The 15,071-nt window shown below is 72.5% G+C and carries 10 protein-coding genes; 6 read left to right on the top strand and 4 right to left on the bottom strand.

The window, feature by feature from the left end; genetic code table 11:
* Nucleotides 1-156 precede the first annotated feature (156 nt).
* Nucleotides 157-1,185 carry an adenosine deaminase gene (add, locus tag MXD60_RS01195; protein WP_248816846.1) on the top strand — a complete coding sequence of 343 codons (1,029 nt, stop codon included), beginning with the start codon at nucleotides 157-159 and terminating at the stop codon, nucleotides 1,183-1,185.
* 5 nt (nucleotides 1,186-1,190) lie between these two features.
* A complete protein-coding gene (locus tag MXD60_RS01190; RefSeq protein WP_248816844.1) occupies nucleotides 1,191-2,312 on the top strand; it encodes a glycerate kinase in 1,122 nt (373 codons plus the stop codon).
* Nucleotides 2,313-2,324: 12 nt separating this feature from the next.
* Here the strand turns inward: MXD60_RS01190 and MXD60_RS01185 are convergent, their stop codons facing one another.
* Complete coding sequence (locus MXD60_RS01185; protein ID WP_248816842.1) at nucleotides 2,325-3,122, bottom strand: peptidoglycan recognition protein family protein; 798 nt, start codon at nucleotides 3,120-3,122, stop codon at nucleotides 2,325-2,327.
* Between the two features lie 501 nt (nucleotides 3,123-3,623).
* Here MXD60_RS01185 and MXD60_RS01180 point away from each other — a divergent pair.
* Entirely contained in the window at nucleotides 3,624-4,718 is a 1,095-nt protein-coding gene (locus tag MXD60_RS01180; protein ID WP_248816840.1) for a GNAT family N-acetyltransferase, read from the top strand.
* A 273-nt stretch (nucleotides 4,719-4,991) separates the two neighbouring features.
* The gene (locus tag MXD60_RS01175; protein ID WP_248816839.1) at nucleotides 4,992-5,714 is read left to right on the top strand and encodes a hypothetical protein; all 723 of its coding nucleotides are present in this window, start codon (nucleotides 4,992-4,994) and stop codon (nucleotides 5,712-5,714) included.
* Nucleotides 5,715-5,922: 208 nt separating this feature from the next.
* Here the strand turns inward: MXD60_RS01175 and ahcY are convergent, their stop codons facing one another.
* Entirely contained in the window at nucleotides 5,923-7,359 is a 1,437-nt protein-coding gene (gene ahcY / locus MXD60_RS01170; protein ID WP_248816838.1) for an adenosylhomocysteinase, read from the bottom strand.
* Nucleotides 7,360-7,605: 246 nt separating this feature from the next.
* Nucleotides 7,606-10,203 carry an efflux RND transporter permease subunit gene (locus MXD60_RS01165; protein WP_248816837.1) on the bottom strand — a complete coding sequence of 866 codons (2,598 nt, stop codon included), beginning with the start codon at nucleotides 10,201-10,203 and terminating at the stop codon, nucleotides 7,606-7,608.
* A gap of 560 nt (nucleotides 10,204-10,763) precedes the next feature.
* On the opposite strand from MXD60_RS01165, the gene MXD60_RS01160 reads away from it, so the two are divergent.
* Nucleotides 10,764-11,783, top strand: a complete 1,020-nt coding sequence (locus tag MXD60_RS01160; RefSeq protein WP_248816836.1) for a phosphatase PAP2 family protein — start codon at nucleotides 10,764-10,766, stop codon at nucleotides 11,781-11,783.
* A gap of 35 nt (nucleotides 11,784-11,818) precedes the next feature.
* On the opposite strand, the gene MXD60_RS01155 is transcribed toward MXD60_RS01160, so the two are convergent.
* The gene (locus MXD60_RS01155; RefSeq protein ID WP_248816835.1) at nucleotides 11,819-13,039 is read right to left on the bottom strand and encodes an acetyl-CoA C-acetyltransferase; all 1,221 of its coding nucleotides are present in this window, start codon (nucleotides 13,037-13,039) and stop codon (nucleotides 11,819-11,821) included.
* 180 nt (nucleotides 13,040-13,219) lie between these two features.
* Between MXD60_RS01155 and MXD60_RS01150 the strand changes: the two genes are divergently transcribed.
* The gene (locus MXD60_RS01150; protein ID WP_248816834.1) at nucleotides 13,220-15,070 is read left to right on the top strand and encodes a C2 family cysteine protease; all 1,851 of its coding nucleotides are present in this window, start codon (nucleotides 13,220-13,222) and stop codon (nucleotides 15,068-15,070) included.
* Nucleotide 15,071 lies beyond the last annotated feature (1 nt).

Below are 15,071 nucleotides of genomic sequence, written 5' to 3'. Positions count from 1 at the left end.
GGGGGGGGGGGGCCGGCGGCGCCCCGCGGCGGGGGCGCCGCCCCCCCCCCTCGTCCCGGGCGGGCCCCCCCGGCGCCCCGGCGCGGGACATGAAAACGCGGTAACAATCCCGCCCCCCGCGGGCCTGCCCACCGCCGGTCGGCATAGGTTCCGGTCATGCGGGATCTGCGCTCCCTGCCCAAGGGTCATCTGCATCTGCACTTCGAGCTGGGAATGCGGCCGTCGACGCTGGCCGACCTGGCCGCCGCCGCCGGCATCCCGACGCCGCGCACCACCGGCTTCAGCGAGTTCGGCGGGTTCAGCGACGTGATCGGCGGCATCCTGCCGGTGTTCCGCCAGCAGGAGGACTTCGAGCGGCTGGTCGACGAGATGGTCGCCGACGCGGCGGCCGAGGGCGTCGTCTACCTCGAACCCAGCTTCTGGCCGTACGCCCATCTCGGCGTCTTCGGCTCCGCCGAGGCGGCCTGGGAGGCGGTGCTGGCCCGGTCGGAGCTGGCCGCCGCCCGCCACGGCGTCACCGTTCGCTGGATGGCGGCCGTCGACCGGGTCTTCGACTCGTCCGAGCAGGCCGTCGAGGTGGCCCGCACGGCGCTGCGGTATGCCGACCAGGGCGTGGTCGGGCTCGGCCTGCACAACGACGAGAACGGCTGGCCGCCCGAGCCGTTCGAGGCCGCGTTCCGCGTCGCCGTCGACGGCGGCCTGCTGTCCACCCCGCACGCCGGTGAACTGGACGGCCCGGCCTCCGTTCGGGGCGCGATCGAGACGCTGCGCGCCGACCGGCTCCAGCACGGCATCCGGTCGGTCGAGGACCCGGCGCTCGTCGATCTGCTGCTCGAACGCGAGATCTGCCTGGACGTCTGTCCGACCTCGAACCTGCTGCTGTCGGTCGTGCCGTCGCTGGCCGCGCACCCGCTGCCCGAACTGTTGCGGGCCGGCGTGCGCTGCTCGATCAACGCGGACGACCCGCTGCTGTTCGGGCCCACGTGCCTGGCGGAGTACGAGCTGTGCCGCCGCGAGCTCGGGCTGTCGGACGAGGCGCTCGCGGCCTGCGCGCGCAGCTCGGTGCTGGCTGGCGCGGTTCCCGATCCGGTGCGCGTCGCCGCGCTCGCGGGCATCGATGCCTGGCTCGCGGATGCCGAGCCGGCCCCGTCCCCCGCGCCGTCGGCGATGCCCGTCAACGGCTGAGCCGCATGTCGCCCGCGCGGGGGCGCCGGGTCGTGATCGCCCCCGACTCCTTCAAGGGGTCTGCCTCCGCCACCGAGGCCGCCGCGGCGCTGGCGGCGGGCTGGCGGTCGCGGCGCCCCGGCGACGAGATCGTCGAACTGCCGGTCGCTGACGGCGGTGAGGGCACCCTCGACGTCTTCGCCGCCACGGTTCCCGGCGCGGTGCACCAGGTGGTGCGGGTGACGGGCCCCGACGGGCGCCGCCACGACGGCGCCTGGCTGGCGCTGCCGGACGGCGTCGCGGTGGTCGAACTGGCCCGGGTCAGCGGGCTGCCGCTGATGGGCGGGCCGGACCCGCTCGGCGCCCAGACCATCGGGGTCGGCCAGGCCCTCGCGGCCGCGCTGGCCAGCGGGGCCCGCGAGATCCTCGTCGCCCTCGGCGGCTCGGCGTCGACCGACGGGGGCAGCGGAGCCCTCGCCGCGCTCGGTGCCCGCTTCCTTGACGCCAACGGCGTGGCGCTGCCCACCGGTGGCGGCGCGCTGGTCGAGCTGGCCACAGTCGACGTGAGCCGGCTGCCGCCCCGTCCGCCCGGGGGGGTGCGCTGCCTCGTCGACGTCGCCGCGCCACTGCTGGGGGCGACGGGGGCCGCGGCGGTGTTCGGGCCGCAGAAGGGGGCGGGCCCCGAGGAGGTCGCCCGGCTGGACGCGGGGCTGCGTCGCCTGGCCGACCTGCTCGGCGGCGACCCGGCCGCGCCAGGAGCCGGCGCGGCCGGTGGCACGGCCTACGGTCTCGCCGCCGCCTGGGGCGCCGAGCTGGTGTCCGGACTGCGGACGATCACCGAGGTGGCGGGCCTGCCGGCGGCACTTGCCGAGGCAGACTGGTTGATCACCGGCGAGGGCCGCTTCGACCGGACCTCGCTTGACGGGAAGGTCGTCGGTGGCCTGCTGGCCCTGGCCCGCGACGCCGCCGTGCCGGTGCTCATCGTCGCCGGCCAGCTCGACGCCCCGCGGCCAGCGGGCGTTCGCGTCGACGTCGCGCTGGCCAGGCTCGCCGGCGGAGCCGACGCGGCCATGGCCGATCCACTGCACTGGCTGCGGATGGCCGGCGCGGACCTCGCCGCGCACGCTGGCGACGGCGGGCCGGGCTAGCGGTCTGGCGGGCTAGATGGTGCGGTTCATCCCGGTCAGGATCCAGCCGATCTTCTTCCAGGTGCCGGGGCCGCAGATGCCGTCGTCCGGGACGCGGCCGAACCACGGCGACGCGTAGCGCTGCAGTGAGGCCACTCTGGCGGTGGTGCGCGGGCCGAACACTCCGTCCGGTTCGATCCGGTTGGGGTCGCCGGTGGGCGACTCGTGGCCGAAGATGACGTTCAGCGCGTTCTGCAGCTCCACCACGTCCGCGCCGCGCGCGCCCTCCCGAAGGGTCGGGCGGCCGGCATAACGGTCCCGCGGGTCGATCGTCAGAGCGTTGTTGCCCAGTGACAGTGAGAGAATGTCGCGGCGGCGGTTAGCCCGAATGTCACCGGGACAGCTGTGGCCCCCCCACGCGGCCCCGCCCATGCGATGTGTACCGAGGCCGTACCCGTTCGGGGAATCGGCGATCTCTGCTTTCCAGCCGAACTCGTTCATGCCCCAGCGGAACAGTTCGGCCAGCCGGGTCACCTGGACGTCGGTGTAGTCCTCGGTCTCGAAGCCCTCGCATTCGCAGGAGATCCAGTAAGGATTTCCGGCGGCCTCGGCCCAGGCCCGCTGATCGAAGGGGACGTACTGCTCGAAGCTTCCCGACCTTGACAGCCACAGATGTGAACTGACCTGGCTGGCGGAGTTGTCGAACCAGGAGAACAACGATCCGGTGCCGACCTGGACATGGGCGATGAGGCCACGGGTGGGCTGCACCATGGTCCCCGAGGTGTTCCGCACCGGCCGCAGACGGGCCGGCGGGTAGAGGGTCGCCGCCATCGTCAGTGGCCCTCCGCTGCGTACGTGCCGTCACGCCGGGTTGTCGTCTGGAAAATCACGATGCCGGTTTGCTTCCTCTTGGCCGGTTGTGGTCGTATTCGTAATGTTGCACGAGTCGAACGTTGGCTGCGGGCAGATGTCGTCCTGGTGGTGAGTGTCGCGTTGGCGAGTGCTGGGTTGCTTTCTACCCGCCTTGCCGGGTTGGCCACGATACCGGGTTGGTTGATGTCGGCGTGTATCCGCTTCGGTCCGTATCGGGCAGGATGCCCACACCCGTCGGCCGCGGAACCTGTGAACCGCCAGTCGCGCTCGCGAGCGGACGGTCGTTGGCGCGGTGAGCGTTCATCCGGCGACCTTGGGTGCATATCGCCGGATGATGGCGGGCGGAGTTTGGGATAGACGCCCGACCTGGTTGCTTTCCGTGTCGGGATCAGTCATCGGATTAACTGCTTTCAGTGAGCCTGTGACGACGACCCACGCGGCGGCCTAGACTGCCGCCCTGTGCCCGGAGCCCGTGACGAGCCCGGAATTCGGGTGGATCCGGCGGCCGTCGACAGCCTCCTTCCGCCCGTCGTCCTCGTCCGCGGCCTGCCCCCGGCCGCGGTGCTCGACCTGCGGCGCGCGGTGTTCGTCGGGGAGCAGGGCGTCCCGGCCGAGCTGGAGCTCGACGGCCGCGATGCCGCCGCCGACCACGCTGTGGCCCTGGGTCCCGGCGGCGCCGCCGTGGCGACGGGCCGGCTGCTGGATCCGGACCCCCGCCGGGCCGGCGAACCGGGCGATACCGGTGCGGAGCCGGTCGGTGTCATCGGCCGGGTCGCCGTCGCCGCCGCCTGGCGCGGCCGGGGCCTCGGCCTGCTCGTCACCGCGGCGCTGCTGGAACGCGCGCGCGAGCGCGGCCTGGCGGCGGTGGAGCTGCACGCCCAGACCCGGGTCGCCGCCTTCTACGGCCGGCAGGGGTACCGCGTCGTCGGCGAGTCCGACGTGGAGGCCGGCATCGAGCACGTGTGGATGCGCCGCGACCTGGCACCAGGCCTGCGTCGGGTGCTCGACCGCGACGCGGCCGCCCTGCAGGACCTGATCGGGACGGTGTGGTCGGAGTACCCGGGCTGCGTTCTCGATGTCGACGCCGAGGAGCCCTGGCTGCGCGCGCCCGCCGCGGCGCACGACCCGCCGCCGGGCGGCCCGCGGCGGGCCATGTGGGTCATTCCCGCCGAGCCGGCCGGTCCGGAGTCGGCCGAACGCCTGCTCGCCAGCATCGCCGTGTGGGTTCGGCGGCCCGACCCCGGGACCGCGGGCGCCGGGGCGGCGCCCACCGCGGAGCTGAAGACGCTCTATGTCGCCGCGGCGGCGCGGCGGCGTGGGCTCGGCGCCACGCTGGTGCGCCGGGCGGAGCGGGAGGCGCGGCGGTGGGGCATCGTGGACCTCGGGCTGTGGACGGACACCCGTTTCACCGACGCGCATCGCCTGTACGGCCGGTTGGGTTACGTCGCCACCGGGCGGTCCCGCGACCTCCACGACCTTTCGGCGACCACCGAAATCGAGTATCGCCGGACGTTGCCGCCGGACCCGGATGCCCCGGGCGAGGGGAACTGCTGAACGCGGGTGCGGTGAACCGGGATGCCGGAACCGACCTGATGCGGATCATCAACCTGCCATGGCGATGCCGAATCACTCTCCGGGCGACGCGACACGATGGTCCCGATCGCCCCGTGATGCCTCAACGTACCGACAACCACCGCTATCCTGATGGCTGATTGCTGTTTTATTTACGGGAATCCCGCGCCAAAATATGGAAACGGGTGCTCCGCTCCCGTGCGGGCCGCTGTGCCGACGGTCGTTCCGCGGCAGGGTTCGAGAAGGAGGCATTCAGTGTCGTTTGCCGCATCGCCAGGACGGCCCGGCGGCAGGGGGCCGTCCGCCGTCAGTCCGCCGAACTCCGCCGACCGTCCTCCACAGCCCGCTCGCCGCCTGCGCCGCATGCGCTCCTCGTTCGTCGCCGCCAGCGTCATGGTGGCCGTGAGCGGGCTGGTCGCCGTGGGCGGCGCCGGGACCGCCGAAGCCGGTGGCGCGTCCTGGGCGAGCTGCCCGAGCAACCAGATCAGTTACGTCAGCGTCCCGCCGGAGCCGGGTCAGCCCTCCGGGGGGATGACCTACCTGCAGGGCGGCTACTACGCGCACGTGGCGCAGTCCTGGCCGCCGTCCACGGATCTGCTGTGCCGCACGGGACCTGGCCGCGGGCCGGCGGCGGGCGAGCCGTCCTTCCGGGTCGAGCACATGGGCTGCCCGGACGGCGTGGCGACCTTCGGCGTGCCGCGGCCCACCGGCGGTAACGGGTTCGGCGGGCCGCCGGTGAAGTGGGGATCGTTCCTGCCGCAGGGCTGGTACGACCTGTCGGATCCGGCTGTCGACCCGGGGTGGACCGCGGTCTGCTGGTCGCCGACGAACCGGACGAAGCGCGCCCCCGGCCCGGCGCCCACGCCGGCGGTCTCCCCGCCGCCAGCAGCCGCCCCGACCGGATCGACGCCCGTCGCCCCGGTGCCCGCCCCGGTGCCCGCTCCGGTCGCGGCGGTCCCGGCCAACACCGGGCACTGACCCACCTCGTCGCGGAAGCAGCCGCGGACGCGGAACGGAAAAGCAGCCGGCGCGGAACAGAAGTTGTCGCCCGACAGAAGTTGTCGCCCGACAGAAGTTGTCGCCCGACAAAAAACGCCGCCCCGCCGCCCCGGATGTTCGGCGGGCGGCGGGACGGCGACCTGCAGCGTCAGCTGCTACCAGCAATAACGACCACCAGCAATAACGACTAGTAGCGGTAGTGGTCCGCCTTGTAGGGGCCCTCGACCGGCACGCCGATGTAGTCGGCCTGCTGCTTGGTGAGCTCGGTGAGCTTGACGCCCAGCGCGCTGAGGTGCAGCCGGGCGACCTTCTCGTCGAGGTGCTTGGGAAGCACGTAGACGCCGACCGGGTAGGCCTCCGTCTTGGTGAACAGCTCGATCTGGGCGATCACCTGGTTGGTGAAGCTGTTCGACATCACGAAGCTCGGGTGGCCGGTGGCGCAACCGAGGTTCATCAGCCGGCCCTCGGCCAGCACGATGATCGAGTGCCCGTCCGGGAACACCCACTCGTCGACCTGCGGCTTGATGTTGATCTTCTCGATGCCCGGGGTCTTCGTCAGGCCGGCGATGTCGATCTCGTTGTCGAAGTGCCCGATGTTGGACACGATCGCCTGGTGCTTCATCGCGGCCATGTGGTCGGCGCGGATGATGTTGAAGTTGCCGGTCGTCGTGACGAAGATGTCGACGGTCCCGACGACCTCCTCCAGGGTGGTGACCTGGAAGCCGTCCATGGCCGCCTGCAGGGCGCAGATCGGGTCGACCTCGGTGACGATGACCCGGGCGCCCTGGCCGCGCAGCGCGTCCGCGCAGCCCTTGCCGACGTCGCCGTAGCCGGCCACGAGGGCGATCTTGCCGCCGATGAGGACGTCGGTGGCGCGGTTGAGTCCGTCGATGACGGAGTGGCGGCAGCCGTACTTGTTGTCGAACTTCGACTTCGTCACCGAGTCGTTGACGTTGATCGCCGGGAAGGCGAGCGTGCCGGCCTTGGCCATCTCGTAGAGACGGTGCACGCCGGTCGTGGTCTCCTCGGTCACGCCCTTGACGGAGTTCGCCGTCTCGGTCCAGCGGCCGGGGCGCTCGGCGATGGTGCGCCGCAGCGTGTCAAGGATGATCGCGTACTCCTCGACGTCCGAGGGGTCCGTCGCCGGCACGGCGCCGGCCGCCTCGAACTGCGCGCCCTTGTGGACGAGCAGGGTCGCGTCGCCGCCGTCGTCCAGGATCATGTTCGGGGCGCCGCCGTCCGGCCAGGCCAGTGCCTGGTCGGTGCACCACCAGTACTCCTCCAGCGTCTCGCCCTTCCAGGCGAAGACCGGCACGCCCTGCGGGTCGTCCTTGGTCCCGTTCGGGCCGACGACGATCGCGGCGGCGGCGTGGTCCTGCGTGGAGAAGATGTTGCACGAGACCCAGCGGACGTCGGCGCCGAGCGCCACCAGGGTCTCGATGAGCACGGCGGTCTGGATCGTCATGTGCAGGGAGCCCATGATCCGCGCGCCCTTGAGCGGCTGGCTGGCGGCGTACTCCGCGCGGGTGGCCATCAGGCCGGGCATCTCGTGCTCGGCGAGCCGGATCTCCTTGCGGCCGAACTCGGCCAGCGCCAGGTCCGCGACCTTGAACTCGAAACTCATTCTTCTCCTTCGACGCTCGGGCGGCTGCCGAGCCTGGGTGGCGGGTGTCTCGTCCCGGGAACCACCCGCCGGCGGCGGTGGCCGTACTGCGCCAACCCCGGAACACGCGTCCTGAGCGTGCCACAGACCGGCCTTGGAACGAAGACCGGTCCGGGCGCGCGAGAGCGCCGGCCGGTCACCACCGGCCGGCGCGAGGGCCGGTGTCCGGGCCCTCGTCGGCGCTCCGCGATGAGGCCGTTGAGCTGCCTAGACGGCGGGTGGTGAGGGCTCGCCGGCACCGGCGGCAGTGGCGCCCGCCCGGTCCTCGACACCGGGGATGCCTCGACCGTTCGCGCTACTCCCCGTTGCTGGATATCCGGTTTCATCCACATTTGTCGCTTGCTGACGCCCATGCGGACGATATACCCAGCCGTGTTCGTCGGCCCACACGAGAACGGGCGGCAGGATCACCAGCGCGGACAGCAGCGCGACCGCCACGTTCAACGCGACCAGCAGGCCGAAGTCGCGCAGCAGCGGCAGCGAGCTGAGCGCGAGCACGCCAACGCCGATGACGGCGGCCATCGCGGAGACCATGAACGCCCGGCCGGTGCGGGCGGCGGTCCGGTCCGCCGCCTGCCGCGGGTCGCGCCCATGGTTCCGTTCCTCCAGGTGTCGGAAGACGAGCAGAGTCGTGAACTCGGTGCATAATGCGATGATCAGTGGCCCGCTCACGGCGGTGAGCGGGCTCAGGTCGACCCCGATCAGCAGCGCGACGATCGAGCTGAGCCCGACCGCGATGAGCACCGGCACCAGCGACAGCGTCGCCCGCACCAGGTTGCGGTGCACCACCAGCAGCAGGACGAGAACGGCGAGCAGCGCGTAGTAGGTCAGCTCGGCCCGGTTGTGCTGGAAGCTCGCCACCAGGCCGGTGCCGATGACGGCCAGCCCGGACGGTGTGGCCCGGACACCGGCCGGCGGCCGGGTCTTCTCCCGGATGTCGGCGACGACCGCGGCCCGGCGCTCCAGCGAGCCCGAACCGGTCCGGAAGATGACGTTCAGCGCGTTGTGCTGGAGATTGACGGTGCTGCGCTGGATGTCGGGCGGCGCGACGGCATAGGCGGCGCGGATGTCCTGTCCGGTCGGCATGATCGTCGAGGTGTTCGGCACCTCCATCAGGTAGCTCACGATCGTCACCAGGCTGGAGGCGTCCACGAGGTCGCTGCGGTGCGTGTCGAGCTGGGTGTTGGCGAACCGCCCGACGAAGCTGGCGGTCGCGTCGTCGAACACGTTCGGCGTCTGCACGTAGACGCCGAGCTCGCTGGCCGAGCCACTGCGCGCGCGCAGCGTGTTGATGTCCTTGATGACCTGGCTGTGCTGGTTGACCCACTTCTCCGGGTCGGTCTGGATGGTCAGTCGGCCATCCGCGGCGATGCCGCCGGCGAAGATCGCCACCGCGGCGACGACCAGCGGGATGGCGGTGATCCGCGGCAGGCCGCCGAGCCGGATGACGAGCCGCCCGAGCGGGCCGTGGGTGTAGTCGCGCGCCGCGGTGGGCCGACGCCGCTCCCGGACGCCGAGCGTCGCGGCGAGCAGCAGCACGGTGGCGACGACGATGACCGGCAGGCCGAGCGCCAGCAGCGTTCCGAAGTCCCGGATCATCGGGACCTGGCTGAACTCCAGCGCCAGGAACGAGAGCACGGCGGCGACCGTCGCGACCGCCAGCGGCCAGCGCAGCCCCACCAGCGCGGCGGCGACCGGGCTGCGGGCCCGGTCGAGCTGGGCCTCCTCCTCGATCCGGCTGTGCAGCTGGACGGCGAAGTCGATGCCCACGCCGAGCAGGACGGGCAGGCCGGCGATCGTCACCACCGACAGCGGCACCCCGACGTAGCCGGCGAGACCGAAGGCCCAGACGAGTCCCACGGCGACCGCGCCGAGCGGCAGCAGCCGCCAGCGCACCGCGAACGCGGCCAGCAGCAGCCCGGCCATCAGCACCAGCGAGAGGGCCCCGAGGGTGAGGAACCCGCCGCGCAGGTAGTCGTTGATGTTCCGGAGCAGGACGGGCGCGCCGGTGGTCATCACCTGGGCGTGGTCGAAGGTCAGCCCCGCGGTGGCCTGCTCGACCACGCGGGCGCCGTCGCCCTCCTGGGTCAGCGACGAGTTGCCCCGCAGCCGAGTGACCATCTGCGCGGTGGACGTCGTCGGGAAGAACGGCTCCAGCGACCTGCGCACCGCACCGGTGTTGTCGTGCAGCAGGACGTCGACCCAGGCCGGGTTGTCGAGGGTCCGCCGCGCCGCGGGGACCGCGTTGATCCGCTGCAGGGTCCGCAGCGAGTCGGCGAGGCGGCGCTGCGCGGACGCCTTGTCGGGATCACGGCTCTGTGCGCGCAGCAGGATGCCGGCGGCCGGGCTGCTCAGCGCGTTGCCGCCCTGCCCGCGCACCAGGTTGTCGGTGAACTCCAGCGCGGTCAGCGGGGTGACCACGGACTCGATCCGCGGGTCGGCGTCGAGCTTCTTCTGCAGGTCCTGGAACTGCTTGACGTTGCGCGTGGTGAACAGGTCGGTGCTGTGGGATCCCGGCGCGACGGTGAACAGGGTGATCATCGCTTCGCCGCCGAACAGGGACTGGTACTCGACGTTGTCCCGGGCGATCCGGGAACCGCTGTCGAGGTAGTTGTCCTGGCTGGTGGTGAACTCCAGCCGGGTCAGCCCGAACCCGAGGCCGAGGGTGACGAGCAGCATCACCAGGGCGACCACGGCGGGTCGCCGGCCGGTGCGGGTCAGCCGCGCGCGAGGCGACGAGGTCGGGTCCGTTGTCGGCTCGGGACGGCTCGGCGAGTCGTCTGCTGAGCTGGTGCTGGGGGGCATCGGGCACGCTCCGGAGTCATCGATGGCCTCCGGACCGGCGCGAGCGCGGGAGATCCGAGGCCCGCACTTCTGGATGTATAACGCAAGTCACACTCGGGCGGGTACAGCTCCGGACTCTGATCCTTGGACGAACTCCGTACGAGACCACCTAAGTGCCATGAGTAGTCACTGACGGCGAACGCAGCCACTCTGAACACGTAACGCATCCGTGTCAACCTTTCGCTGGCCAACGGTGGTGCGGGTGACGGAGGCCTGACCGACCGCCTGTCGGAAGTCCGACAGGTCGGTCTCGTCGTCAGTTCTGCGTGGAGAAACCGATGGGTGTGGGTTCCCTGTCGTTAATGTCCGGGTAAGAAACGTGCTGCACAGGCCCGGATCGCCCGCCCTGCCCCAGTCGCGGCGGCTATGTGGTTGAGCGACATATGCCGAGAAGAGCGCGCCCGACTGAGCGCTATCTCACATGTCGTTCGCATCCGCCCTTACCGATCGGTCGGTAGGAACGAATAAGTGGTTAACGGGGCGTGTCGGCGCGGGGAGGCGCAGATGTTGCGGAGCCGCTCATGGTGAGCGCTACCGGCCAGGCGTTGTTCAACGCGCCAGCCCGGTCCGACCGGGTGGCCGGCGGCTCGGGCCAGGGCCACGGGCGCGACCGGGCGATCGCCCTGCTGCGTTCGGGCCTGTTCGTCGTCGGCCAGGTCGTGCTGCTGGCCTCGCTGTACGTGCTCTACGACCTCGGCCGGCACGAGGCCGTCGGGCGGGAGCCGGAGGCGCTGCACCACGCGCGCCGCGTCTGGGACCTGGAGCGGCTCTTCGATCTGCCGAACGAGTCGTCGTTGCAGGCACTGGCACTGCGGTCGACACATCTGCCGGAGTTCGCGAACCGGTTCTACATCGCGGTCCACTTTCCTGCGGCGATCCTGTTCCTGCTCTGGGTACTGATCTTCCACCGGCCCGCCTGGCGTCGGGTGCGGACGGTCATTGTCGCGTCCACCGGGGCGGCGCTGCTGATTCACATCGCCTATCCGTTGGCGCCGCCGCGCTTCCTGCCGCGGATGCTGCCGGACGTCGATCTCGTCGACACCGGGGCAGTCTTCGGACCATCGCCCTACGGGCCGCACGACACCGTGGCCAACCAGTACGCGGCCATGCCCAGCCTGCACATCGGGTGGGCGATCCTGGAAGCGTGGGGTGTCATCACCATCCTGCGCACCCGCGCCCGGTGGCTCGCCATCATCCATCCGGTGATCACGACGCTGGTCGTCGTCGTCACCGCGAACCACTACTGGATCGACGGCATCATCGGCGGGGCGCTCGTCGTCACCGCCGTGCAGCTCACCCGGCCCGAGGTGCAGGCCCGGCTGCGCCTGTGGGCGATCACGGCAAGGCTGCCCGTCCGCGGCCAGCCACTCGACCCGGTTGTCGCCGTCAGCGCGGTGGACAGCAGCCCGGCCGCGGCCGGGCTGCTGCCATCAGCCCGCCGGGACCGCGACCGCGACCGGGGGGAGGCGTCCGCGGCGCGGCGAAAGGTCACCGCGGCCGACGCGCCCGCGGCGGCGGAACGCGAGGTCCCCGCCGACTGACCGACCGACGACGGACTGGACCGGACTGGGCCCGGTCAGGACATCCGCTCCACGACCAGCGCCATGCCCTGGCCGCCGCTGACGCACATCGTCTCGAGGCCGATTGTCGTGTCGGTGTTACGTAGGCCGTTGACCAGCGTCGTCAGGATGCGCGCGCCGGTCATGCCGACCGGATGGCCCAGGGCGATGGCGCCGCCATGCACGTTCAGCCGGGCGAGATCCACGCCGAGCTGACGATAGGTGGGCACGACCTGCGCGGCGAACGCCTCGTTGATCTCGACGAGGTCAACGTCGTCGATCGACATCCCGGCCCGGGCCAGGGCACGTCGGCACGCCTCCACCGGGGCGAGTCCCATGATCTCCGGCGACAGCGCGCTGACTCCGGTCGAGACGAGCCGGGCCATCGGCGTCACCCCGAGCGCGCGCGCCCGGGTGTCGCTCATGATGACGATCGCCGCCGCGCCGTCGTTGAGCGGGCAGGCATTGCCCGCGGTGACCGTCCCGTCCGGGCGGAACACCGGCGACAGGGTGGCCAGGGTCTCGACGGTCGTGCCCGGCCGCGGCCCGTCGTCGCTGTCGACGACCGTGCCGTCCGGCAGCCGGACCGGGGTGATCTCGCGCTTGTAGAAGCCGTCGACAACCGCCCGCTCGGCGAGGTTCTGCGAGCGGCAGGCGAAGGCGTCCTGCTCGGCGCGGCTGATCCCGGTGAGCTGGGCGACGTTCTCGGCCGTCTGGCCCATGGCCATGTACACGTCGGGGAACTCGCCGAAGCAGCGCGGATCCGTCCACGGCGGGCTGCCGGCCAGGGCGCTCGCGGCCGTGCGTTCCTGGGCGGCGGCGTAGCCCGGGTTCTGGGTGTCCGGCAGGCTGTCGCTGTTGCCCCGGACGAATCCACTGATGACCTCGACGCCGGCCGCCACGAACACGTCACCCTCGCCTGCCCGGATGGCGTGCATCGCCATCCGGATCGCCTGCAGGGACGAGGCGCAGTAACGGGCCACGGTGGTGCCCGGAACGCCGTCCAGCCCGAGGGTGACGGCCACGACGCGGCCGATGTTGTGCCCCTGCTCGCCGCCGGGCAGCCCGCAGCCGACGATCAGGTCGTCGATCCCGGTGGGGTCCAGCATCGGCACCTGGTCGAGCGCGGCCCGCACGATCGTGGCGGCCAGGTCGTCCGCTCGCAGGCCACGCAACGAGCCCTTGAAGGCCCGCCCGATCGGTGATCGGGCCGTGGCGACGACAACGGCCTCGGGCACGGGCACCCTCCCGACACTCGGCGCCGTGTTCGCGGAACACGGACGCACCCGACCAAATGATCAAACCTTAGCGCGATGAGCCGCCACGGGTCGCGGGCCACGGGCAGCCGCCGGCGTGGGCCACCAGGCAGCGGCCTACCCTGCGATCAGCGGGCCGGGGACGATGCGGACGGACGACCTATGCGTTGTGGACCTGCTTCCGCCGCCGGCGCCGGCCTGCCGCCCGGATCGGCGGAGGACCTGCGCGGCCACGCCGCGACCCTGCGGCGCCTCGCGACCGAGCTGACCGCCGGGCCGCTCGGAATCGGGGCCGGAGCCCTCGCGGTGCTCCGAACGGGTGGTTCGCCGCTGCAGGCGCGGCTCGAGACCAGGCTCACCGGCTGGGCGCGCGCGCTCGACGCCGATGCCGAGGCGTTGCGCCGCCGAGCGGCCTGGCTGGACCGACTGGCCGCCGCGGAGTCAGGCGCGGGATCACCGCCGGTCCGGATGCCGCCGGTGGGGATGGCACTGGTGGGGAGCCCGCCGGTGGAGATGCCGTGCCTGGGGGCGGTGACCGCCGCGGAGCCCGGGTCGCGGGGGGCCGCGGCCGGTGTGATCCGACTCGATCCGATCGAGCTCGCCGCCTTCGCCACCCGGCTGCGCCGGGCCGGTCGCGCGGCGCAGGCGCTGCTGCGGGTTGTCGGCATCGCGGTGACCGATGCCGGGCGCGCCGCGCACCGCGCCGCCGTGACCGTTCCGGCGGACGTGGGGCTCGACGCCGCAGCGGCCGGGCGCGGGCTGCGGGCGGTCGCGGCGCAGGCGCCCGCGGTCGCCGCCGACCTCGAACGCGGACTCACCCGACTGGCTGCCGCGCCGATCCTGCGACCGGCGCGGCGCCCGGGCGGTCCCGAGCCGGCGGCGTCTGGGCTGGGCGAGTCCGGGCTGGCGGAGTCTGGGCTGGCGGTGTTTGGCCTGGCGGCGGGGCTCCTCGCGCTGCTCATGCCGGGTTCGGGCCGCGGGCGGCACCAATCCGCTGGTGGGGTGCCGACGGTCGCGGACCTGCGGACTGCCCGCGCGCGACTCGCGAGCCTGACCGGAGCCGAGCGGGCCGGTGTCATCGGCGCGTTGCGGGGCGATCCGTTGGTAGTCCTGGCCGCGCTGGCGGAGCGCCTGATGGCGTCGCTCGGGCCAGCCACGGTGTTGGTGGCCGCCGAGCTGGCTGGTCTCGCGGACGATCTGCTCGCTGGCGCCCCGCGGGCGATGGTCGCCGAACTCGTCCGGGTGCTGCCCTGGTTGGAGCCCGCGGCGCCCATTCCGACCGGCGACGGGCGGCCCGGCCCGGTGCTCGAGGTGGACCGATCGGGCGATCCCCTGGTGCTCGCCGGCGCCGCACCCGGCGACGTGGGGCAGGGCGGCGTCGCCGACTGCTACCTGGCAGCGGCCCTGATCGGCGTGGCGCACCAGAATCCCGGCCGGATCGCGGACGGGCTGCGCCGCAATCCCAACGGCACCGTCACCGTCACCCTCCATCCGGGTGGTGGCGGCGGGGTCGCCGTGACGGTCACCGCGACCCTGCCTGCCCGCCGCCTCCCGGGAACCGCCGGTGGTGGGCTCGATTCCGTCCAGGAACTCGCGATGGACGCCGACAACGGCGCGGACCAGCCGGAACTGTGGCCGGCCCTGTACGAGAAGGCGTACGCCCGCCTGCACGGTGGATATCCGCGGATCGGTTACGGCAGCGCCGCGGACGGACTGCGGACGCTCACCGGGCGTCCGGTGGGTCATCGCGACGCCGGCGGGTTCGCGGTCGCCGACCTCGCGGGGCTGCTGCGCGGGGGAGCGGCGGTCACCGTCACCACCAGGAGCCGCACCCGACCGGGTGGCCTGGCTGCCGCGCACGCCTATGCCCTGCTCGCGGTGGACGTCAGGGGTGGCCGGGTGCTTCTGCGCAACCCGTGGGATCCGCCGCCCGGCGAGACCAACGAGCGGTGGTATCCGTGGTCATGGGTGGTACCCGACGCCCGCACCGTCGCGTACGGCGCCACCCGCTGAC

Source organism: Frankia sp. AgB32, from assembly GCF_023243045.1.
Classification (GTDB): domain Bacteria; phylum Actinomycetota; class Actinomycetes; order Frankiales; family Frankiaceae; genus Frankia.
This window is presented reverse-complemented; position numbering and strand designations above follow the sequence as displayed.

Bases quoted from the DNA above. Each gene is read 5' to 3' on its own strand.
- add (WP_248816846.1), top strand. From the start codon at position 157: ATGCGGGATCTGCGCTCCCTGCCCAAGGGTCATCTGCATCTGCACTTC.
- MXD60_RS01190 (WP_248816844.1), top strand. From the start codon at position 1,191: ATGTCGCCCGCGCGGGGGCGCCGGGTCGTGATCGCCCCCGACTCCTTC.
- MXD60_RS01185 (WP_248816842.1), bottom strand. From the start codon at position 3,122: ATGGCGGCGACCCTCTACCCGCCGGCCCGTCTGCGGCCGGTGCGGAAC.
- ahcY (WP_248816838.1), bottom strand. From the start codon at position 7,359: ATGAGTTTCGAGTTCAAGGTCGCGGACCTGGCGCTGGCCGAGTTCGGC.
- MXD60_RS01165 (WP_248816837.1), bottom strand. From the start codon at position 10,203: ATGCCCCCCAGCACCAGCTCAGCAGACGACTCGCCGAGCCGTCCCGAG.
- MXD60_RS01160 (WP_248816836.1), top strand. From the start codon at position 10,764: ATGGTGAGCGCTACCGGCCAGGCGTTGTTCAACGCGCCAGCCCGGTCC.
- MXD60_RS01150 (WP_248816834.1), top strand. From the start codon at position 13,220: ATGCGTTGTGGACCTGCTTCCGCCGCCGGCGCCGGCCTGCCGCCCGGA.